We start from the raw sequence: 22,346 nt of genomic DNA, 5'->3' as shown, positions 1-22,346 counted from the left end.
CTTCCGGCATGAGCAAGCCGCGCATTTTGATCCCGCGCGCCATATTCCCTGAAATCATCGAGAAACTGGCAGCACACTTCGACGTCGAAACCAACCAGGCCGATGAGGCCTGGTCGCCCGCGGAATTCGCAAAACATCTGGCGGGCAAGCAGGGCGTATTCACCACCGGCAGCGAGCGTGTAGACGCCGCGCTGCTGGCAGCTTGCCCTGGCCTGAAGATTTGCGCCAACATGGCGGTCGGCTTCAACAACTTCGACGTGGCCGCCATGACGGCAGCAGGTGTGCTGGGCACGAATGCCCCAGGGGTGCTGGACGAAACGACGGCGGATTTCGGCTTCGCGCTGCTCATGGCGACCGCACGCCGGATCAGCGAGAGCGAACATTGGCTTCGTGCCGGGAAATGGGACCGCTGGCGCTACGATCTGTTCGCCAGCCCTGATGTACACGGCAGTACGCTGGGCATCATCGGCATGGGCCGTATCGGCCGAGGCATCGCCAAGCGCGGGGCACACGGTTTCGGCATGCGGGTGATCTATCACAACCGCACCCAACTGGATGCCGCCACCGAGGCCGAATGCAAGGCGCGCTATGTCAGCAAGGAAGAGTTGCTGCGCACCGCGGACCATGTCGTGCTGGTGGTGCCGTACTCGCCACAATCGCACCACACCATCGGCGCGGCTGAGCTGGCGCTGATGAAGCCCACGGCGACGTTGGTCAATATCGCGCGCGGCGGTATCGTGGATGACGCAGCTCTGGCGCAGGCCCTGCGGGACAAGCGCATTGCCGCGGCGGGGCTCGATGTCTTCGAGGGCGAGCCTCAGGTCAATCCTGCCTTGCTGACCGTGCCGAATGTCGTCCTGACCCCACACATCGCCAGCGCCTCCATTCCCACCCGCATGGCCATGGCCAATCTGGCGGCAGACAACCTGATCGGCTTTCTCGTCCATGGAAAACCGCTCACACCGCTCAATCCAGAGGTGATCGCCAAGGCATGACGCTCCTTTGATGCCGTTCGATACCCCTGTTATTGCGCTGATCGCCCTGGCGGTTCTGCTGCTGAATGGCCTGCTGCTCGTGCTGTTGCTGCTGCGCCGCCCGCGCCGGCCGGATGACGTCCCTACGCGCGGCGAGTTGCTGCAGACCATTGGCCAGTCTTCGGAACGGCTGGAGCGCCAGTTGCGCCATGAGATCGGCACCTCCTCCCGGGACGGGCGGCAGGAGCTGATCCAGACGCTAGGCACATTCCAGCAAGCACTTACGCAGCAAAATGCCGAAGCCACGCGTACTCAGAACTCGCAGATCGATGCCTTCGGCCAGCAGTTGACACTGCTGCAGAAGACGCTGGTGGACACCTTGGCCATGCAGCTTCAGTCCATGGGTGAGGGCAACATGCGTCGGCTTGGCGAAGTGCGCGCCACGCTGGAATCGCAGCTGAAGAGCATGCAGGATGGCAACGCCGCCAAGCTCGATGAAATGCGCCGCACCGTCGATGAGAAGCTTCAGGCCACCCTGGAAACCCGCCTGGGCGAGAGCTTCAGGCAGGTGGCCGACCGACTCGAGCAGGTCCACAAGGGGCTGGGCGAGATGCATACGCTGGCACAGGGCGTGGGGGATCTGAAGCACCTGCTGACCAACGTGAAAACGCGGGGCATGTTTGGCGAGGCTCAACTGGCCGCGCTTTTGGAGCAGGTGTTCGCGCCAGAACAATACGCGGCGCAACAGATCACCCGGCCAGGAACCAAAAATCCGGTCGACTTCGCGATCCGTCTACCAGGCCGGGGGGAAGACGGTGCGCCCGTGTGGCTGCCCATCGATGCCAAATTTCCCAACGAGGACTACGAACGCCTGCTCGATGCCCAGCAGCGAGCCGATGCGCTCGGCGCCGAAGCGGCGGGCAAGGCCCTGGAAACACGCATTCGGCTGGAAGCCCGAGGTATGGCGGAAAAATATGTCCAGCCGCCGCACACCACCGATTTCGCCATTCTTTTTCTGCCGACCGAAGGCCTGTATGCCGAGGTGCTGCGCCGGCCAGGCCTGATGGAGGCGCTGCAGCGCGATCATCGTGTCACGCTTGCGGGCCCGACCACCTTGCTGGCCATGCTCAATTCCCTGCAAATGGGTTTCCGGACCCTGGCGTTGGAACAGCGCAGCAGCGAAGTCTGGCAGGTGCTTGGCGCTGTCAAAACCGAGTTCGGCAAATTTGGCGACGTTCTTTCGCGGGTGAAAGAGCAGACCCAGACCGTGCTCAACACGCTGGACAAGGCGCAAACGCGCAGCAACGTCATGAACCGCGCCTTGCGTCAGGTTGAAGCGCTTCCAGATCAGGAAGCCCAGAATCTGCTACCCCTCGATCCGGAGAACAGCCCGCCATGACAGGCCGTGAATTGCTGCGCATGGTGGTGGCGCAAGTGTGCGTGCACAGCGTCATGACCGGTACGCGGTTGGCGGCGCCGCTGCTCGCGCTTCAGATCGGCTACAGACCCGTGCAGGTTGGCGTGATGCTGGCCTTGTTCGCGCTTTCGCCGGTCTTCCTGGCGCTGCCTGCCGGCAGGTTGGCCGACCGGCATGGCCTCCACCTGCCGATGCGGCTGGCGATCGGAGCGGCTACCCTGGCGGCCTTGCTGGCGGCCATATGGCCCGTTTTTACCGTGCTGTGCGTGGCGGCGCTGTTGTCTGGCGCGGCGGGCGCGACCACACAGATTGCCATGCAGCGCCATGTGGGGCGCGCGGCCAAGAATACCAGCGAGCTGAAAACCGTGTTCAGCTGGATGGCCATTGCGCCCGCGCTGGCGAATTTCCTGGGACCGCTGATCGCCGGCATGCTGATCGACCACGCCGGGCCCGAGCCTGCGAGTGAATGGGGCTTCCGCGCGGCGTTCGGGTTCCTGGCCGTGCTGCCGTTGATCAGTTTGTGGCTGCTTCGCGGTGCGCACGATGTACCGCTGGAACCGATGGAGGAGACGACCGAGCAGCGCTCGGTGTGGGATCTTCTGTCCGTGCCCCAACTGCGGCTGCTGCTTTTCGTGAACTGGATGCAGGCCGCCGCCTGGGATGTGCATACCTTCGTGGTGCCTATTCTGGGACACGAGCGAGGCATGTCGGCCTCCACCATCGGCTTTTTGCTGGGTGCGTTCGCCGCTGCGGCGGCGGCTGTGCGCGTCGTGCTGCCCATGTTGGCCGAACGGGTACCCGAGTGGGTGGTGGTGATGTGGTCGACGGTAGTGGCGGCATGCGCCTTGCTGCTCTATCCCTTCGCGCCCGGCGCCGTGACCATGGGTGCCTGCTCCGTGATCCTGGGATTTGCGCTGGGCGCGGTGCAACCGATGATCATGAGCGTGCTACATCAGATCACGCCTTCCAGCCGCCAGGGTGAAGCGATGGCACTGCGGGTGATGACCCTCAATTTCTCAAGCTTCCTGATGCCGATGCTGTTCGGCTCGCTTGGCGCCGTGATCGGCGTGGGGGGGCTGTTCTGGCTTGTCGGCGGCATGCTGGCGCTGGGAGTGCGCTCAAGCCGGGGGTTGAAGGTGGATGGGGCGCCGGCTGACCATCATCCACCCTAAGCTGATCTACCCGACCTCGGCCACCAGCTCGATTTCCACGCAAGCGCCCAGCGGAATCTGCGCCACACCAAAAGCGCTGCGTGCATGCTTGCCGGCATCGCCGAACACTTCACCCAGCAGCTCCGAGCAGCCATTGGTCACCAGGTGCTGCTCGGTGAAGTCAGGCGTGGAGTTGACCAGGCTCATGACCTTGACAATGCGCTTGATCTTGCTCAGGTCGCCCACGGCGGCTTGCAAGGTGCCCATCAGGTCGATGGCAATGGCTCGGGCCGCTTCTCGGCCTTGCTCGGTCGTCAGGTCCTTGCCGAGCTGGCCCACCCATGGCTTGCCGTCCTTGCGGGCAAGATGGCCCGAAAGGAACACCAGATTGCCCGTTTGCACGAAGGGAACATAAGCGGCGGCAGGCGCGGAAACGGGGGGCAGGGTGATGCCGAGCTGCTGAAGTTTTTGCTGAATGCTCATGAGGAAATCCGTTCAATCAAGGATGAACTATTAAGGGTGAACTATTGAAGTATCGGCCAAGGACGATCCGTCGAAGGGTTCCACTGTAACGCCCACGCTCAGCTCATGATGGCCCGAGCCGTGTATGACCCCGCGCATGGGTGAAATGTCGGAGTAGTCGCGGCCCACGGCCAGCCGTACATAGTCGTCCCCTGGCGTGCCCCAGCCATCCCGATGGTTGGTCGGGCACAGGTCGTACCAGCCGTCGCCGCCATTCTGCGCGGCCACATCGGGCAGAAAGACAGATACCCACGCATGCGAGGCATCGCTGCCCACCAGGCGTGGCATGCCGGGAGGCGGCTGCGTCAGCAAATACCCGCTGACATAGCGGGCAGGCAATCCCAGGGAGCGCAGGCAGGCCAGCATGACCTGCGAGAAATCCTGGCACACGCCATGCCGGTTTTTCAACGCTTCGGCCGGTGGCGTACTGATCTCGGTGCCATTTGCGTCGTAGGTGAACTCAGTGTAGATGCGGTGCATCAGATCGCGCGCCGCATCGATCAGGGGCCGTCCTGCGGTGAAGGAGGGCAGGGCGTATTCCGCGAATGCGGCGCCAGGGTGGACGTAGATCGACGGATAGACGTACTCGGCCGCGGGATGCCATTCGATATCGGCGTGATAGACGAACGCGTCCCTTGCCGCCTCCCAGCTCATCTGGCTCTGCACCGGACTCGGCGCCTGGGTATGCACCAGGCTGGAGGCCCGTACCAGCAGAAACTCATGCGACTGGTCAATTTCGAAGAACCCCCGCGTGTTGCCAAACACATCCAGGGTTTCTTGGAGCACCACCGGATGGGGGCTGATGTTCAATTGGTAGTCGATGCGTTGTTGGCAGCGCGTACTCGGCGGCTTGAGATGCACCATGTGCAGCGCCCTTCCGGTGGCCGGCCAATAGCGGTAGCGCGTATCGTGCGTTATGCGCAGTTGCATGCCGTGCCTCCGTCGAAAGGGTCTCGGGCCGAATCTGTCACGCGCCTACGCTCCGCCTGACTTCCCCTGTATGGGTGAAGTGCCGCAAGCCAATCTCCTTGGAAAGCTCGCTGCCCGTCTCGATGCAAAGCGCCAGGTATTCCTGCAGATGAGTGAAATCGCCAATTTCGTTGGCCTGGCACAGCCTGGGAAGATCCTCAAGCGCGAGAGGGTGCAGGCGTAGCGAAAGGTCTTCCATGTTCGCAGGGTCGTGCCTGTGCAGATGATTCAAGCGGGTGCTGAGCGTCTGCGTAACCCAGCCGAGCGAGCGTGGATTCTGGTGATTGATCACCACATGCTCGATCAGGGCATCTATGGCACGGCTGCGCTGATAACGGGCACGGAAGGAAATACCGGAATCAAACAAATCCAGTACCACGCCGTAGCCCGCCGCGTCATGCACCGCGTTGGTATAAAAACCCCGTGAAAGCGCATCGGCCAGATGGGTCAAGCGCTCGATCTGCCGGCCAGCGGCCAGCAACCGCCAGCCATCATCCCGCCACATGCGGTCGTTCTGGGCGCCGGTAATGCCCGCCAGCGCGCGGCTCAGACGGGCCAGGGCCCGCAACGCGTCGGCGCTGGAAGATAGACGGGCCGCCCATTCACCGCAATCGGCCAGAAAATTCTCTTCCGCTTCCTTGACAAAGCTCCAGTGCTCCGGCGAAAGGCGCTCGCGCAGCGCCACGCCCGTCTGGCGCAGGCTGTGCAGTGTGTAACCCACGCTGGGAACCGCGGCGTCGCCCAGTGAGCGGATCAGGGCGTTTTCGAAGCCGTGACGGTCTTCCAGGAGCGCGGGCGCGTGCTCGGGCATCAATCCGGCGGATTCCGCCAATTGGCCGAGCCACATCAGCACGGAATAGGAGGGCTCTTCGTCGCCGCTGAGCGCTTGGAGAATGATTTGAACCAGGCGGGCGCTGTTCTCCGCGCGTTCCGTGTAGCGTCCGAGCCAGAACAGGTTCTCGGCAGCCCGGCTTGTGATCAGGCGTTCCCTTTGCGCCAGGGCCGCCACCGAAGGAGAGGCCATAGAAGCGGCTACAGAAGAGGAAGCCAGCAAATCCTCGGACAGAGGTTCGTCGTGCAGCACCCAGGTATCGGCGCTGCTGCCGCCCAGTGCCATGCTGGTCAGGCCCGCGCTCGTGCTGACCAGGCGGGTCATGCCGCCCGGAAGCACCTGCCATGATTGCTCGCCATCGCTGACCACGAACACGCGCAGGATGGCCGAGCGCGGCACGATGCCCGGGGAGTGATGGTCTGCATGCCAGGTCGGCATCTGAGAAGGCGGGAGATACGCCTGCACCGTGTGTTCATCCGGCGTACGCTGGATACTCTCGGCCCATGATTGCAGCACCTCGGCGTTCATCAAGGGGCCCACGCCAGCCCTGAAGGTTCCGCGCGAAAGCGACCAAGGGTAGGTAGGCTTGATCACGCAGCGGTCAAGTTTTGGGAGCACTTCAGTCAAGGCGGCGGGCTCTCCACACCACCAGGTATGAAGCGCCGGCAACTGCAGTTCCTCACCCAGGAGATGGCGGGACAGCGCGGGCAGAAAGCCGAGCAGCGCGCTCGATTCGAGAAACCCCGCTCCAGGCGCATTGGCCATCAGCACGTGGCCGGCGCGTACGGCTTGCAGCAAGCCAGGTACGCCCATGCGCGAATCAGGCCGCATCTCCAGAGGGTCGACGAAGGCATCATCCACGCGCTTGATCAGGCCGTGAACTGGCTGCAGGCCGTGGAGCGTCTTGAGATAAAGGTGCTCATGGCGCACGGTCAAATCGCTGCCCTCGACCAGAGTGATGCCCAGGTAGCGCGCCAGATACGATTGCTCGAAATAGGTTTCGTGATCCGGGCCGGGCGTCAGCATGGCGATGTGTGAATCGGCGCCACCCGGCGCCATACGCTTCAAGCCCTCGATCAGCGCACGGTAGGTAGACGCCAGGCGCCGCACGTTCATGGCCTGGAACGCGTGCGGGAACTGGCTGCTCACGACCAACCGGTTCTCCAGCAGATAGCCGAGGCCAGAGGGGGCCTGCGTGCGTTGGGAAACCACCCACCAATGGTTGTCCGGCCCACGTGCCAGATCGAACGCCGCGATATGCAGAAAGGTGCCGCTCACGGGACGAGCGCCATGCATCGAGCGCAGGTAGTCCGGGTGGCCTTGAACCAGCGCGGCGGGTAGCAGACCTTCTTTCAGTAGTCTGCGCTCGCCGTAGACGTCAGCCATTACGGCATCGAGCAGGCGCACGCGCTGCAGCACGCCGGCCTCGATATGGCGCCAGTCTTCGGAGGAGAGCAGCAGCGGAAACAGATCCAGCGGCCAGGGGCGCTGCACCTCGGCTTGATCGGCATGCACGTTGTGGGTCACGCCGTTGTCCCGCAACTGCCGCTTGAGCAACGCCGAACGCCGGTTCAGCGTTTGCCAGCCATCATCGCCGAGCTGGTGGAAGAACTCCGCCCATGCCGGCGCGAGCGCAACGCTACCTGCCGCTTGCTCTGTTCCCGGCGCCGCCATGCACCCATGGAGTTCGTCGTAATGGCCTGCTTCTGCAGCCGGGAAAACAGCGCCAGCGGCCAGAGGGGATGCGGCCGACGAGGGCATAGACGGTGCGTTGCTCAAAGAAAACTGGGATTGCAGCAGTGATCAAGGCCGCATTTTGACATCGGGTATCTTATGGGTACTTTTTTCTTATTTTTCAATGAGCCAGCAATTCCTTCCGAACTTTCACGCCAGTGCGGCCAGCCGTGTGCTGGCCGCACTGTTGATGGGCTGGATCCTGGGGACAGCGCTGCAGATCCGCCAGGCGGCGCTTTGGCCGCTCGCGCACTACAAGCTGGCCTTGTTCGGAGCGCTGCTGGGAGGCGCCATGGTGCTGGCAACGCCGCTGCGGGCGCGTCAAGCGGGGGCGCTGGTGCTGCTTGCGGCCTGTGCGCTTGCGGCTTTCGGCACCATAGGCCTGCGTGCCACCGGGATGCAGGCTCAGGCCCTCGATCCCGCGCTGGAGGGCCGCGACATCGTCGTGACCGGCGTCATCGACGGCATGCCGCAGAAAAATGACGCCGGTCAGCGCTTTCGCCTCGAAGTCGAATCGGCCACGATGGATGGAGAGGCTGTCCGGTTGCCGCCTCTTCTGCAATTGGGCTGGTATGGCTTTGTCAGCACCACGCAGGAGACGGACAAGCCCCAGTCGGGGACGACCGAGTTGTGGGCTGGCGAGCGCTGGCAATTCACCGTGCGGCTCAAGGCGCCCCACGGCACGCTCAACCCGCATGGTTTTGACTACGAACTGTGGCTGTGGGAGCAGGGCGTTCGGGCAACGGGCTATATCCGAGCAGGCCGCCATGATGCGGCGCCGCTCCGCTTGCAAGCCAGCACCGGGCATTGGATAGAGCGCGCCCGCCAATCGGTGCGCGGACAGATCCTGGCGCGCGTGGGCACAAGAAGCGGCGCCGAGCGCTCGCCAGAAGCGCGCCGCTACGCCGGCATCATCGCCGCGCTGGTCACCGGCGATCAGAACGTGATCGAGCGCGCCGACTGGGACATCTTCCGCGCCACGGGCGTGGCGCATCTGATGAGCATCTCGGGCCTTCATATCACCATGTTCGCCTGGATGGCCTCCGGATTGATCGGCCGCTTCTGGCGTCGCACGGCCCGTTGGGGGTGGCGCTGGTGCTTGTGGGTACCCGCGCCCACGGCCGCATTGCTCGGCGGTATCGTGCTGGCTGCCTTGTATGCGCTCTTTTCCGGCTGGGGTGTGCCGGCCCAGCGCACGATCCTCATGCTCAGCGCATTCGGGGGCTTGAGACTACTGGGCGTGAGCTGGCCATGGTGGATGACCTGGCTGTTGGCCTGCGCGGTGGTGTTGGCGTTCGATCCCTGGGCATTGCTGCAAGCGGGGTTCTGGCTGAGTTTCGTGGCCGTGGGGGTCCTGTTCGCCGCCAATCCGGTAGGCGATGCCGCGAGCGGCAAGGGCGCCCGCGCCTTCCTGGTGAAGCTGCTGCGCGAGCAGGGCGTGGTGACGTTGGCTTTGACACCTTTGAGCCTGTTGATATTTGGCCAGGTCTCGGTGGTGGGGCTGCCGGCCAATCTGATCGCCATCCCATGGGTCACGCTGGTCATCACCCCTCTGGCACTCGCTGGTGTCTTCTGGGCGCCGTTGTGGCAGGCCGCGGCCTGGGCGCTGGCGCCGTTCTCGTGGTTGTTGGCCTGGTTCAACTCATGGCCATTCGCCAGCATTTCGATGGTGGCGGTGCCCGTGTGGGTGGGGTCGGTGGCTGTAGCGGGAGGCGTTCTGCTGGCGCTCCGGTGGCCTTGGGCGCTGCGTCTCGCAGGCCTGCCCTTGGTGCTTCCCTTGCTGCTGTGGCAAGCGCCACGCCCCACGCATGGCGTTTTCGAACTGCTGGCGGCCGACATAGGGCAGGGCAACGCCGTGCTCGTGCGCACCGCCACCCATACGCTGGTCTATGACACCGGCCCGCGCTTCTCGTTGGAGAGCGATGCGGGTGACCGCGTGCTGGTGCCGCTGCTGCGGGCGCTGGGCGACCGCGTCGATATCCTGCTGCTCAGCCATCGCGATATCGATCACACAGGCGGCGCGCGCGCGGTCCTGGCCATGCACCCAGGCGCCGCGCTGGTTTCCTCGATCGAGGACGAGCATGCATTGCAGAGCGTACGGCCCTCCGAGCGTTGCCAGGCCGGCCAACGCTGGGAGTGGGACGGTGTGAAGTTTGAAATCCTTCATCCGCTGGCGGAGAGCTATCACTCACCCCAAAAATCGAACAACATGAGCTGTGTGCTCCGCGTGAGCACGCCGGGCGCCACGGCCTTGCTGGTAGGCGATATCGAGGCACGCGAAGAGTTGGCTTTGGTCGACAGGGAGGAAGATCTTCAGGCCGACGTGCTGCTTGTGCCTCACCACGGCAGCAAGACCTCTTCCTCCGCACCGTTTCTGGATGCCGTGCAACCGCGCATCGGACTGGTGCAAGCGGGCTACCGTAACCGCTTCGGCCACCCGGCCCCGCAAGTGGTGGAACGTTATGCCGAGCGCGGCGTGCGCCTGTTCGATTCGCCCCAATGCGGTGCCATGCACTGGATGAGTGCCAAGCCCGATCTTCTCCGATGCGAAAGGGAGGAGCGCGGAAGATACTGGCACAAGCACTAGGAACGTCTTCAGCGCCTTTTGGGCGGCCTGACTCAGGTTTTTTGAGAGTACTATCTCATTAATTCTGGTGCTGAGGCCATAATGCGCGCCATGCAACGGTTACGGAATCATGGATCACTGAGGCGCCTTGTGCTGGCGCTGTTCGTGATGACTGTTTTCGTTTCCTTCATCTCGCCCATCGTCCATCCCAAGACTTTCGAGCTTGTCTGTTCGGCCACGAGCGGTGTGCAGCTCAAGGTCTCGGGCGACGATGGCGAAGGCAGCACCTCCGGTGCACATACGGTGCTTGACTGCTCGCTCTGCTTGCCTGTCACCCCGCCGCCGCCAGCGCGTGTAGCCGAGTTCACTCAACCTCAACCGCTGGCGCGCGCGCTCCAGCCTCTGGTCGCTGCCCAGATCGCGTCGCTGGTAGGCGCGCCGCTGCCTCCTCGCGGCCCCCCGTTCCTTTCCTGATCCTCTCGACTGCACGCAAGTGAGTCATGGCGCGCCACCAAAGCGCGTTCGTGCTCGCTCGCCACAGCTGACGCTTCGTCTGTCCGCCGTTTTCCGTGCCGACAACGCAAAGCAGCTCGCAGCCGACCTCCATGCAGCGCATTGGTCCGCTGCCCTCTGGTCATGAACGGAGTCATCCATGCAGCCCTTCCTTATCCCGGCTCGCGCTGCCGCGCGAGCGCGCGGTGTGTTGTTTTTCCTGAATAGCGCTCACCCCCACAGGCTTGCCGCACCGGCGGAGCCCAATCTCCCCCAGGGCGAGCGATGAGCACCAGCATCAAGCGGGGGCTCTACCTGGTACACCGTTGGTTGGGAATCGCCGCCTGTGTCTTTTTCGCGATGTGGTTCGTCTCCGGCATCGTCATGATGTACGTGGGCTATCCCAAACTCACGGCGGCTGAGCGTTTGGCGCATCTTCCACCTCTGGAGCGGGAGGCCGCTTACCTGGCGCCAGAGGCCGCCCTGAAAGCTGCCGGCATTGGTGGCGCCCTGCAGGACTTGCGGCTGGCAGCCGCCAGCGGCGGCCGCGCGGTCTATCTGGCGACGCCTGCTGCACCACAAGGTGATTCGCCCTCCATGCACGGAGGACACATCGCTGGCCAGACTGTCATCGATGCCATCACCGGGCAGCGCTTGGCAGGCGCCGACCGCAGCAGGGCGATGGCCACTGCCGCTGCGTTTGCAGGGACAGATGCCGGTCTGGGCTACCTCGGCATGGTGCAGGAAGACGCCTTCAGCCATGCCCGGAGCTTCGGACCTCATCGTCCGCTGCATCTCGTGGCGCTAGGTGATGAAGGGGGCACGCAGTTGTACATCTCCAGTGCGACCGGCGAGGTTTTGACAGACGTCACGCGGACCGAGCGCATCTGGAATTTTGCGGGTGCGTGGATTCACTGGCTCTATCCGTTCCGGGGAAATGTCTTCGATCGCTACTGGGCGGACATCGTCGATTGGATCTCCATCGCCTGTACGGTGGCGGCCGTGACCGGCGCGGCGGTCGGCCTTCTGCGCTGGCGGTTCCATCACCCTTATCGAAGCGGTGCGCGCACGCCTTATCTGCCGGGCATGATGCGTTGGCATCACATCGTCGGCCTGCTGTTTGCCTTGACGACCATTACCTGGATCTTCAGCGGCCTGATGTCCATGAACCCCTGGAAGATCTTCGACACGGGGGCGAAGCCGCTGCAGATCGAGGCGATGCAGGGCGGCCGCCTCATCCTGACGCCGGAAGACGCCTCACCTGCGGTATTGCTGAGCCAAGCGGCTGGACCGGTTCGGGAACTCCGCTGGGCACGTTCCATGGGAAGCAATGCCGTGGCGGCCTACAAGGCCGCAGGCACCCCGATCATGCTGGACAGCCAGACCGCGCAGCCGCGGATTCTGGAGGCAACCCGGTTGAAACAAGCGGCCAGCCGTTTGCTCACAGCGCCGGTGGTTCGAATCGAAACTCTGCGGGACTACGATTTCTTCTACTACGCCCGTGCCGAACACACGATGACCGGGGGAGCGGAGAAGCCGCTGCCCATTCTGCGCGTGGTATTTGACGACCCGCATGCCACCTGGGTGCATATCGATGCCACCACGGGGGTGGTTCTCGGCCGGCTCGACCGGGGTAGCCGTGCCAGTCGTTGGCTTTTTTCGATGCTGCATAGCTGGGACTGGCTACCTCTGCTGCAGCGCCGGCCGCTCTGGGATGCGCTGTTGCTCCTGCTCAGTACCGGTGGCGTGATCCTGAGCCTGACCAGCATGGTCATTGGATGGCGGCGCCTGGGCCGCAAGTGGGGTGCGGCGCACGCCAAGCCACGCCTCCGCTCCTCCAACCCCAGCCCATCCGCCTGAACCACTCCAGCAGGCCTCTTCGTCTCCTCATTTGTTTCGACCCATTCCCATGAACAACCTCAAGTACAAGGCGTGCCACCCGTTTTGCGGCCAAGTTGGCGGCCAAGTTAGCGGCCGGTTGCCGGCCACGCCCCATCCATTCAGCATGCTTGCCCGTGCGGTTGCCTCGGTTTGCTGGAGTGCCAGCCTGCTGGGCGCGGCCCATGCCCAGCAGATCGGCACCCTCCCGACGGTCACCATCTCCGGGGAAGCGGCCGCGCGCCTGAGCCGGCCAGCCTCCACGGGTTCGAACCTGGACCTCACCCCCATGGAAACCCCGGCCAGCGTGGAAGTCATCCACCGCGGGCAGTTGGAGGAGAGGGGCGATGCCTCCCTGGTCAACGCCATCACCCGTTCCACCGGCATTACCAGCCTGGCCCATCCGGGTAACAGCAACAGTTCGCTGTCTGCGCGCGGCTTCACCGATGCGTCCTCGGTCATGCGCCTGTATGACGGTACGCGGCAATATGGCGGGGTGGGCTTGAGTTTTCCCTTCGACACCTGGTCGGTGAACCGGATCGAAGTATTGCGTGGGCCTGCTTCGGTCATTTACGGTGACGGCGCCATCGGCGGTGTCGTCAATGTCATCCCGAAGAAGCCCACACGGGGCGCCATCGAGAGCGAAGTGCAGACCACCTTGGGCAGCCGCGGCCGCCAAGGCCTGGCGTTCGGCAGCGGGGGAGCCATCAGCAAGGAATGGTCTTACCGCGTGGATATCAGCGGCAACCGCTCCGATGGCTGGGTGGATAGGGGGGATTCCAAGGATCTCACCTTCAATGGAGCACTCCAGTGGAACCCTCATGCGGATCTTCAGGTGAAGTTGACGCATTCCCAGGGCCGGCAGAACCCCATGCGCTATTTTGGTGCGCCGCTGGTCAACGGTGAGGCGCTGGAGGCTATCAGCGGGCGAAACTACAACGTGGCCGACAGCCGCATCGACTTTCGCGACCGCTGGACCGAGCTTTCAGCCCAGTGGGTGCCGAGCGACAGCGTCGTCGTGCGAAGCAAGCTGTATCACATTGTCAGCCACCGCTATTGGCGCAATGCGGAGGGGTATGTCTACAACCGTGCGACCGGGCTGGTGGACCGGTCGGGCAACACCGAGATTGCGCACGATCAAGAGCAAACAGGCAACACCACGGACGTGAGCGTCACCTCTACCTTGTGGGGGCGCAAGAATCAGGTCTCGGCGGGTTTCGATATCAACCGCAGCACTTTCCGGCACACCAACAACACCTATGTGGGCAGCTCAGGCCCGGTCGATCTCTACGATCCAGCCCCAGGGTCTTACGCCAGCGACATCCCCTTCATTCCGCGCTACCAGAACAAAGCCACCCAGTACGCGCTGTTTGCCGAAGACCGGCTGGAGTTGAGCGAAAAGCTTTCCCTGGTGCTGGGCGTGCGCAGCGACCACACGGATCTGTCCCGGGATGACCTGGTGGCCAACGCCCAGGCATTCGATCGTGGCTACCGCTCCACAGGGTGGCGCATCGGCGCGGTCTATCAGGTCCGCCCCGAAACAGTGGTGTACGCCCAATTCTCCCGCGCCGCCGATCCGGTCAGTTCACTGCTCCTGCTCTCGCCGGCCAACAGCGCCTTCAATATGGCCACGGGCAAGCAGATTGAAGTCGGCATCAAGCAGAGCTTCTGGGACCAGCGCGGGGAATGGACTCTCGCAGCGTATGCCGTCCAGAAAAACAACCTGGTCACCCGTGATGTGAGCAACCCTTCCCGGAGCGTGCAGGTTGGCCAGCGCTCTTCCCGCGGCATCGAGAGCACGCTGTCCCTCGCCGTGAGCCGTCACGTGCAGTTGGACGCCAACGTCGCGCTGCTGCGGGCGCGTTTCGACGACTTCACCGAGTCGGTCGGGGGTGTGGCTGTCTCGCGCAACGGCAATGTGCCGACCGACGTGCCGGAGCGCGTGGCCAACCTCTGGGCCAGTTACCGGTTCCTGCCTGAATGGACCTTGTCGGGCGGCGTGCGCTATGTCGGCAAACGCTACGCGGACAATGCCAACACGCTGAAACTGCCGGCCTACAGCGTCTTTGACGCCGCCTTGCGCTGGCAGCCGACGCCCAAGACGGGGGTCACGCTCCGCGTCTTCAATCTGGCCGACAAACGCTACTACACGACGGCCTATTACACCGCCACGCAATGGTTCGTTGGCGAACGGCGGCGCGTGGAGCTGACTCTGAACCATCGCTTCTAAGTTTCCGCGCTTTCCGGTGGTCCTGTGTCCTCCTGGCCCGAATATTGCTATGCTGATGTACGTGAACTGCATTGGAGATAGGAGCTAAGCGCCATGCACCCCTTCGACGAAATGTACGAATCCACGGGGCAGTCTTCCACCCGCGCTGACGCCTATGACACCGGACGCCCCGTGCGCCCGCACTACCGCGCCTATGCCAACTGGCTGAATCAGCAGAGCGCGGAACTGATGCGCTCGCGCAAGGAAGAGGCCGAAGTGATCTTCCGCCGCGTGGGCATCACGTTCGCTGTCTACGGCGACAAGGACGAGGAGGGCACGGGCACCGAACGCCTGATTCCGTTCGATCTCATTCCCCGCGTCATTCCGGCCGCGGAGTGGGCCATGCTCGAGCGCGGGCTGGTGCAGCGCGTGACGGCGCTCAATCGCTTCCTGCACGACATCTACCACGACCAGGAGATTCTCAAGGCCGGCGTGGTACCCGCGGGGCAGGTCCTGAACAACAAACAGTACCGGTCCATCATGAAAGGCGTGGATCTGCCGGGACAGATCTACTCGCATATTTCAGGTATCGACATCGTCAGAGCAGGCAACGCAGCAGGCGAAGGCGAGTATTTCGTGCTGGAAGACAATTTGCGCGTGCCCAGCGGTGTCAGCTACATGCTTGAAAACCGCAAGATGATGATGCGGCTTTTCCCGCACCTGTTCTTCAGCCACAGGGTGGCGCCCGTGGCCCATTACCCTGATCTGCTGCTGGAAACCTTGCGTGCGAGCAGCCCCTCCACCGCGGATGACCCCACCGTGGTCGTCATGACCCCGGGCATGTACAACAGCGCCTACTTCGAGCACGCATTCCTGGCCCAGCAAATGGGAGTGGAACTGGTCGAAGGCCAGGACCTGTTCGTCAAGGACGGTTTTGTTTTCATGCGGACCACGCGCGGCCCCCAGCGCGTGGATGTGATCTACCGCAGGATCGACGACGATTTCCTTGATCCGCTGGTGTTCCGCCCGAGTTCCACCTTGGGCTGCCCGGGCCTGCTCCAGTCCTTCCAGGAGGGCCGCGTCACGATCTGCAATGCCGTGGGCACGGGAGTGGCCGACGACAAGTCGATCTACCCCTATGTGCCGAAGATGATCCAGTTCTACCTCGGTGAAGCACCCATCCTGCACAACGTGCCCACCTACATGTGCCACAATCCCAATGATCTGGCCTATGTCATGGCCAACCTGAAGGACCTCGTGGTCAAGGAGGTTCATGGCGCAGGCGGTTACGGCATGCTGATCGGCCCCACCTCGACCAAAGCCGAGATCGAGGATTTCCGTAAGGCCATCGAAGCCCATCCCGAAGGCTACATCGCCCAGCCCACGCTCAGCCTTTCCAGTTGCCCCACGCACGTCGACAGCGGCGTGGCGCCCCGCCATATTGATCTGCGTCCCTTCGTCCTGAGCGGCAAGGAAGTGCAGCTCGTGTGCGGCGGCCTGACACGGGTGGCGCTCAAGGAAGGTTCACTGGTCGTCAACTCGTCGCAAGGCGGCGGCACCAAGGACACCTGGGTGCTGGAAGACTGAAATCCAAAGGAGCCGCCATATGCTTTCCCGTACTGCTGATCATCTTTTCTGGATGTCCCGCTACACCGAGCGTGCCGAAAATACCGCGCGCATGCTCAACGTGCACCATGAGACCTCGCTGCTGCCGCAATCGGCCGCGGTGAGCCAATACGGATGGCAGGGGGTGCTCTCGATCAGCGAGCTGCTTCCAGCCTATTCGAGGCTCCACGGCGAAATCACGCCGCAGGGAGTCATGGATTTCATGGTCAAGGACGAGAACAACCCCTCTTCGATCATCACTTGCCTGAAGGCCGCACGAGAAAATGCCCGTGCCGTGCGGGGCACCCTGACCACCGAAGTATGGGAAACCCTCAACCAGACCTGGCTTGAGTGCACCCGCATGCTGAAACGCGGCGCTTTCGACAAGGACCCGGGCGAATTCTTCGAGTGGGTCAAGTTCCGCTCGCATCTTTCGCGCGGCGTCACATTGGGCACCATGCTGCAGGACGAGGCCTTTCACTTCCTGCGCATGGGCACCTTTCTGGAGCGGGCGGACAACACCGCGCGCTTGCTGGATGTCAAGTTTCATGCCGTCCAGAGCGATTTCTTCGGTGCCGCCAGCGAGCGCGATCAGGAGTACGACTTCTACCACTGGTCGGCCATCCTGCGCAGCGTGAGCGGCTTCGAGGTCTACCGCAAGGTATATCGGGACGTCATCAAGCCCGAGCGGGTGGCTGAGCTTCTGATGCTGCGCGAGGACATGCCTCGCTCGCTGCACCACTGCATGAGCGAAGTCGTCGGCAACCTGCGCCATGTCAGCGCCAACCCGAAGGACGAAACCTTGTCACGGGCCGGCAAGCTGCGCGCTGATCTACGCTACGGCCATATAGACGACATCCTGGCAACCGGGTTGCATGCTTTCCTGACGCAGTTCCTGGACCGTGTGAACCAATTGGGCGCGCATATCAGCCGGAACTTCCTCATGCCTGCGCCGGCGTAGACAGAAGATGCTGCTGGAGGGGCGGGCGGGTTTGAAACTTGCTCCTACCGCCCGTGCTCCGTAGGTCTGAGTTCGTCGGCAGCCCGTAGGGGCAGGTTTCAAACCTGCTCTCTCCGCCATTACCCCGGTGGCTGCCTTTTGGCCCGAGCCCTGGCCAGCGCCGCCTCGATCACCGAGCGCTTGCGCTCCAACTCTTCACCAGAGGCCCCTTTGGTCAACTCGGGCAGGTGCGCCAGCTTCTCTTCAGCCTTCTTCTCAAGCACCGCCGAGTGGGCTTCAGCGTCGCGCTGGCGCCGGGTTTTGGTGAAATCGTAGCGTGCGCGGGCAGCCCCTGCATCATGGGCAGACCAAGCATCCCAGCCCGTGCGGCTGCCGGTCACGTTTTCCAGCGCGATGCAGTCCACCGGGCACGCCGGCACACACAGCTCGCAGCCCGTGCACTGGCTTTCAATCACCGTATGCATGCGCTTGTTGCCCCCCACAATGCAATCCACGGGGCATGCCTTGATGCACAGCGTGCAACCTATGCACCATGCTTCATCGATCCAGGCCACACTGCGCGGACCTTCAATGCCATTGGCAGGATTGAGCGGCTCCTCGGCAAGCCCCGTCAGCGCCGCCAGGCGGCGAATACCTTCAGCGCCCCCTGGAGGGCACTGGTTGATCGGGGCGTGATCGGTGGCAATCGCCTGCGCATAGCTGGCGCAGTCCGGATAGCCGCAGCGCGTGCACTGCGTTTGCGGCAGGGCGTCCAGCAGACGCTCTGCCAAAGACGGAGGCGGAATGGTCAATCAGGTATCAAGCTGCTTTACGGCGCGTGGCCACAGTCTTGGCTGGCGCTGCGGACTTCGCCGGTTGTACGCTCTTTGCCGGTGCGGTTCTGGTGGCCCTTTTGGCGCGTGCCACCCTTGCGGGGGCTGCGTTTTCCGCCACGGCCGCCGGCTTGCCGTTGCTGGCGGCCACAGGTGCAGGCTGTCCGTTCTTTTCCTCGGCATCCTGATGCTGAGCAATGAACGCCTTGACCTGCGGATAGACCACTTCACGCCAGCGGCGGCCACTGAAAATGCCGTAGTGCCCGGCACCCTTGACTTCCAGATGGCGTTGCTCGCGACCATCGATGCCAGTACACAGATCGTGGGCAGCCTTGGTCTGGCCGGACCCCGAAATATCGTCCAGCTCACCTTCGATGGTGAGCAGCGCGGAAGCGGTGATGTCCTGCGGGCGCACGGGTTCCAGCTTGCCCGAGGGTGAGCGCATTTCCATGGTGCCCTTCACCAGCTCGAACTCCTGGAACACCGCCTGGATGGTTTCCAGGTAGTAATCGGCATCCATGTCGAGCACGGCGTTGTACTCGTCATAGAACTTGCGGTGCGATTCGGCGTTGGACTCGTCGCCTTTGACCAGATCCTTGAAGAAGTCGTAGTGGCTCTTGGCGTGCCGGTCCGGGTTCATGGCGATGAAACCGGTGTGTTGCAGGAAACCGGGGTAAACACGGCGCCCGGCACCAGGGTAGTTGGGCGGCACGCGGAAAATCACATTGTTCTGGAACCACTCCAGGCTCTTGGTCGTGGCCAGATTGTTCACCGCCGTGGGTGATTTGCGCGCATCGATGGGGCCGCCCATCATGGTCATGGTCAGGGGTGTCTTCTCGCCCCGGCTGGCCATGAGCGAAATCGCCGCCAACACCGGGACGGTAGGCTGGCACACGCTGACAATATGGCAGTTGCCATAAGTCTTCTGCACGTAGCGGATGAATTCCTGCACGTAATTGACGTAGTCGTCCAGGTGGAATTCACCTTCCGACAGCGGCACCATGCGTGCGTTTTTCCAGTCGGTGATGTAGACCTTGTGGCCTTCCAGCATGGTGCGCACGGTATCGCGCAGCAGGGTGGCATAGTGGCCCGACAGCGGCGCCACGATCAGCACCGCGGGCTGGCCCTTGAGCTTGTCCAGTGTCGCCGGATCGTCTGAAAATCGCTTGAAACGGCGGAGCTCGCAAAACGGTTTGTCGAGTTCAACGCGCTCGTCGATCGCCACCTCAACGCCTTCGACGTCGATCTTGCGGATGCCGAATTCGGGCTTTTCGTAATCTTTGCCCAGCCGGTGCATCAGGGCATAGGCGGCAGACACCCGATGCGCCATGGGCAGTTGCCCCGCCATGGAGTGCGGATTGCCGTAGAGTTTGGCGGCGGCCTCTGCCAAGTCGGCAAAAGGTTCGATCAGCGAACGCTGGGCTTCGTAGAGTTGGTAGAGCATACGAGTTCGGATCTGGGAATGCTGCAGTGCAATATAGCAGCGTGGGCTGACCAGCGCGTGGGGAGTTCTACTGAGTGAGACCAACTTCGCATGTCTATGGCAAGCGCACAACACTCTGTGGATGCCACATGCCCACTTCGTCTATCGCATGGTGAAAAATAATTCTTGAATTTTATTCCGTTTTTCTACAAGACGTCGCTCTGAGCCTATGAAAAGGACAATGCTCCGCCTGCAAGTATCATCCCCACCATGACCTTCGGCTTCTTGCTGTATAGCTGGCTGCTCGACGTAGGGCGAGGAGTATTGCGCTGGCTGGCCGGCTGGTGGTCGGTGGCGTTTGTGGGGGCGCAGCTGATGGTGCTGGCGTTTTCCCCCTCAAGCTACCGGCGCGAGTCGCGCGGCCTGGTGCTGCGGCACATGTATTTCGCGGCAGGGCCGGGGCTGCCCGGCTTTACCGTGCTGATGGCGCTTTTCAATGTGGTGGTGATCCGCATCGTCGTCGTCACGGCATTCGCCTATGGGTTGACGCAATACGCCCTGGACGCCGTGGTGAGGGTGCTGGTGCTGGAACTCATTCCTCTCGCCGCGGCGCTCTTCGTGGCGGTGGAATACACCATTCCCAGCGGATCGGATCTGTACAAACGGCGCCGCGCCGGCGATTTCGAGACCATGCGCGCGCATGGGACCGATCCACTCAGCCATGAAGTGCTGCCCCGCGTGCTGGCAGGCATCTTCGCGGTGCTGCTGCTGGCGGTGGTCAGTTGCTCGATCTCGCTCATACTGGCTTACATCGCCGTGCACGGTTTCACACTGGCTGGCGTGCCTTCGTACAACCACGCTGTGGGGCAGATATTCAACCCCGTGGTGTCGTTGATTTTCTGCATGAAAACGCTCCTTTTCGCGATCGCGGTGGCGTTGCTGCCCGTGGGCAACGCGCTGCGGGATTTCCCGCGCCGGGCCTCGCGCACCAGTGTCGAGCTGCAAGGGTTGGTACAGTTGTTCGTGCTGATGCTGGTGATCGAGATCGCATCGCTGGTTGGCAACTATTATTGATTTCATGGTGACTCCCACGTCCAAGTCCGCCGGCGAGACCGGCTTGCCTGAACCGCGCGAGCCGAATTCCGCCGTGCCGCCGGCCAACACGCTGGCGGCACGCCGCCTGGAGTTCCGCGCCGCCTTGTTGCTTGTTTTCATGGCCTTGCTGATCGGCGGCGCCGTGCTGTATCTGATGTGGGCTCGCGGTGCTTTCCAGGAAACACAGAAACTGGTGCTCACCACGGATGACTCAGAGGGCGTCTCCGTAGGCATGGACATGACCTTTTCCGGCTTTCCCATCGGCAGGGTCAGCCGGATCGAGCTAGGGGCGGGCGGTATCGTCCGCATCCTGGTTGACGTGCCTGTGGCGGATGCCCATTGGCTGCGCCAATCCAGTGTTTTCACCCTGGAAAAAGGCCTTGTCGGCGCGGCGCGCCTTCGCGCCTTCACCGGCGTGCCGGATGACGCCCCTTTGCCGCCCGATGCCGAACGCACGGTGCTGCGCGGAGACGTCTCGGCTGAAATCCCCAAGATGGTGGCCGATGCGCGCGATGTACTGCAAAACCTCAACCGCTTGACCGCTGCTGAATCCTCACTGGCGGGTACGCTGGCGGATCTGCGCACCTTTACCACGCGCCTGAACAGTGAAAAAGGCGGCCTGCTCGCGGCGGTGACCGGAAGCGATGCCGACGCCCGGCGTGTGACCGAATTGCTGGACCGGACCACTCAACTGGTGAAGAACCTCGACAGTGTGGCCGTTCAAGTCAACGGGGTGATCAAGAAAGCCGATCAACAGGTCCTGGGCCAGGATGGGTTGATCACCGACGCGCAGTCTGCCGTGCGGCAACTGAACGCGCTGCTGCAAGACGCGCGGCAAACCATGGTCAAGGTAGACGCCACGCTCAAGGATGTACAGGCCGTGGCCGGCAACGCTCGTGAAGCCACCGCCGATCTGGGAGATCTGCGCGCCGACGTCGAGGGCAGCCTGCGCAAGATCGACAGCCTGATCACGGAGATCAACCGCAAATGGCCGTTCGCACCCAAGGAAAAAGAGGTCAAACTGCCGTGAAGAGCCCCTGGTTTCTCTCTGAGCGCCCGGCGGTCCTGGCAATCCTGGCGCTTGGCCTGTCCGCTACGCTCAGTGCCTGCAGCAGCGGCCCGAAGGTGCCGGATTGGAGCATCAATGCGGTAGGGCATGTGGAACGCTTCACGGAGGCCTATCTGAAAGGCGACAGCCGTGTGGAAATGCGCGAATTCGATCTTGCCCGCGCTGAAACCGCTCGTACCGGCCGGCCTGACCTGGTGGCGCGCATCGAATTGAACCGCTGCGCAGCCCGCGTTGCCAGCCTGGTGTTCGAGCCATGTGAAGGCTTTGAAGCCTTGCGCACCGACGCCTCTGAGGCCGAGCGCGCCTATGCGAACTACTTGGCCGGACAGGTCAACGGACATGAAGCCGCACTGTTGCCACCGCAGCACCGCGCGCTCGCCGCCGCAGATTTGGCAAGCATCGAAGACCCATTTTCCCGGCTGGTCGCTGCCGGTGTATTGATGCGCCGCACCGCGGCCACGCCGGATACCGTGGCTGCCGCGGTCGATACCGCCTCACGGCAAGGATGGCGGCGCCCTCTGTTGGCTTGGCTGGGTGTTCAGGCGCGGCTGGCTGAAGAGCGCGGCAACATCGATGAAGCCGCACGCATCCGCCGCCGCATGGATCTGGTGACGGCCAAGTAGCGGACTTTGAGCAC

General features: G+C 63.0%; 17 protein-coding genes. 12 read left to right on the top strand and 5 right to left on the bottom strand.

Annotation, left to right across the window (positions count from 1 at the left end):
- Nucleotides 1-8: 8 nt before the first annotated feature.
- Genes WJU18_RS16030 through WJU18_RS16020 form a run of 3 tightly spaced genes read left to right on the top strand, consistent with a single transcriptional unit; the run spans nucleotide 9 to nucleotide 3,563 of the window.
- Nucleotides 9-995 carry a 2-hydroxyacid dehydrogenase gene (locus WJU18_RS16030; protein WP_423453817.1) on the top strand — a complete coding sequence of 329 codons (987 nt, stop codon included), beginning with the start codon at nucleotides 9-11 and terminating at the stop codon, nucleotides 993-995.
- Nucleotides 996-1,005: 10 nt separating this feature from the next.
- Entirely contained in the window at nucleotides 1,006-2,373 is a 1,368-nt protein-coding gene (gene rmuC / locus WJU18_RS16025) for a DNA recombination protein RmuC (protein WP_423453816.1), read from the top strand.
- Nucleotides 2,370-3,563, top strand: coding sequence for an MFS transporter (locus WJU18_RS16020; RefSeq protein ID WP_423453814.1), 1,194 nt, complete (start codon nucleotides 2,370-2,372; stop codon nucleotides 3,561-3,563). Before rmuC ends, WJU18_RS16020 begins: the two co-directional genes overlap by 4 nt.
- Nucleotides 3,564-3,569: 6 nt before the next feature.
- Here WJU18_RS16020 and WJU18_RS16015 read toward each other — a convergent pair whose 3' ends face one another.
- From WJU18_RS16015 to WJU18_RS16005, 3 genes are read right to left on the bottom strand one after another with little or no spacing between them, the layout of a single operon-like run.
- The gene (locus WJU18_RS16015; protein WP_423453813.1) at nucleotides 3,570-4,025 is read right to left on the bottom strand and encodes a RidA family protein; all 456 of its coding nucleotides are present in this window, start codon (nucleotides 4,023-4,025) and stop codon (nucleotides 3,570-3,572) included.
- 30 nt (nucleotides 4,026-4,055) lie between these two features.
- Complete coding sequence (locus WJU18_RS16010) at nucleotides 4,056-4,994, bottom strand: transglutaminase family protein (RefSeq protein WP_423453811.1); 939 nt, start codon at nucleotides 4,992-4,994, stop codon at nucleotides 4,056-4,058.
- A gap of 37 nt (nucleotides 4,995-5,031) precedes the next feature.
- On the bottom strand, nucleotides 5,032-7,626 hold the full coding sequence (locus WJU18_RS16005; protein WP_423453809.1) for a circularly permuted type 2 ATP-grasp protein: 2,595 nt from the start codon (nucleotides 7,624-7,626) through the stop codon (nucleotides 5,032-5,034).
- 97 nt (nucleotides 7,627-7,723) lie between these two features.
- On the opposite strand from WJU18_RS16005, the gene WJU18_RS16000 reads away from it, so the two are divergent.
- The 6 genes from WJU18_RS16000 (at nucleotide 7,724) to WJU18_RS15975 (ending at nucleotide 17,310) form a co-directional block, all read left to right on the top strand.
- Nucleotides 7,724-10,186 (top strand): DNA internalization-related competence protein ComEC/Rec2, encoded by a 2,463-nt coding sequence (locus tag WJU18_RS16000; RefSeq protein WP_423453807.1) that lies wholly within the window; start codon nucleotides 7,724-7,726, stop codon nucleotides 10,184-10,186.
- A 90-nt stretch (nucleotides 10,187-10,276) separates the two neighbouring features.
- A complete protein-coding gene (locus tag WJU18_RS15995; RefSeq protein ID WP_423453805.1) occupies nucleotides 10,277-10,639 on the top strand; it encodes a DUF2946 domain-containing protein in 363 nt (120 codons plus the stop codon).
- 303 nt (nucleotides 10,640-10,942) lie between these two features.
- The gene (locus tag WJU18_RS15990) at nucleotides 10,943-12,517 is read left to right on the top strand and encodes a PepSY domain-containing protein (protein WP_423453803.1); all 1,575 of its coding nucleotides are present in this window, start codon (nucleotides 10,943-10,945) and stop codon (nucleotides 12,515-12,517) included.
- A gap of 145 nt (nucleotides 12,518-12,662) precedes the next feature.
- Nucleotides 12,663-14,765 carry a TonB-dependent receptor gene (locus WJU18_RS15985; protein WP_423461020.1) on the top strand — a complete coding sequence of 701 codons (2,103 nt, stop codon included), beginning with the start codon at nucleotides 12,663-12,665 and terminating at the stop codon, nucleotides 14,763-14,765.
- A gap of 93 nt (nucleotides 14,766-14,858) precedes the next feature.
- A complete protein-coding gene (locus tag WJU18_RS15980; RefSeq protein ID WP_423453801.1) occupies nucleotides 14,859-16,331 on the top strand; it encodes a circularly permuted type 2 ATP-grasp protein in 1,473 nt (490 codons plus the stop codon).
- A 19-nt stretch (nucleotides 16,332-16,350) separates the two neighbouring features.
- A complete protein-coding gene (locus WJU18_RS15975; RefSeq protein ID WP_423453799.1) occupies nucleotides 16,351-17,310 on the top strand; it encodes an alpha-E domain-containing protein in 960 nt (319 codons plus the stop codon).
- A gap of 119 nt (nucleotides 17,311-17,429) precedes the next feature.
- On the opposite strand, the gene rsxB is transcribed toward WJU18_RS15975, so the two are convergent.
- Nucleotides 17,430-18,101, bottom strand: coding sequence for an electron transport complex subunit RsxB (rsxB, locus tag WJU18_RS15970; protein WP_423453797.1), 672 nt, complete (start codon nucleotides 18,099-18,101; stop codon nucleotides 17,430-17,432).
- A 7-nt stretch (nucleotides 18,102-18,108) separates the two neighbouring features.
- Entirely contained in the window at nucleotides 18,109-19,566 is a 1,458-nt protein-coding gene (locus WJU18_RS15965) for a polyhydroxyalkanoate depolymerase (RefSeq protein WP_423453795.1), read from the bottom strand.
- 249 nt (nucleotides 19,567-19,815) lie between these two features.
- Here WJU18_RS15965 and WJU18_RS15960 point away from each other — a divergent pair, with 249 nt between their 5' ends.
- Genes WJU18_RS15960 through WJU18_RS15950 form a run of 3 tightly spaced genes read left to right on the top strand, consistent with a single transcriptional unit; the run spans nucleotide 19,816 to nucleotide 22,332 of the window.
- Nucleotides 19,816-20,619, top strand: coding sequence for an MlaE family ABC transporter permease (locus tag WJU18_RS15960; protein WP_423453793.1), 804 nt, complete (start codon nucleotides 19,816-19,818; stop codon nucleotides 20,617-20,619).
- A gap of 4 nt (nucleotides 20,620-20,623) precedes the next feature.
- Nucleotides 20,624-21,670 carry an MlaD family protein gene (locus tag WJU18_RS15955; RefSeq protein ID WP_423453791.1) on the top strand — a complete coding sequence of 349 codons (1,047 nt, stop codon included), beginning with the start codon at nucleotides 20,624-20,626 and terminating at the stop codon, nucleotides 21,668-21,670.
- Nucleotides 21,667-22,332, top strand: a complete 666-nt coding sequence (locus tag WJU18_RS15950) for a hypothetical protein (RefSeq protein WP_423453789.1) — start codon at nucleotides 21,667-21,669, stop codon at nucleotides 22,330-22,332. The genes WJU18_RS15955 and WJU18_RS15950 overlap by 4 nt, the downstream gene beginning before the upstream one ends.
- Nucleotides 22,333-22,346: the final 14 nt, after the last annotated feature.

The organism is Ottowia sp. VDI28, assembly GCF_049532675.1.
Taxonomy (GTDB): domain Bacteria; phylum Pseudomonadota; class Gammaproteobacteria; order Burkholderiales; family Burkholderiaceae_C; genus Ottowia.
The sequence above is the reverse complement of the archived record's forward strand: the minus strand, read 5'-3'. Positions and strand labels throughout refer to the sequence as shown.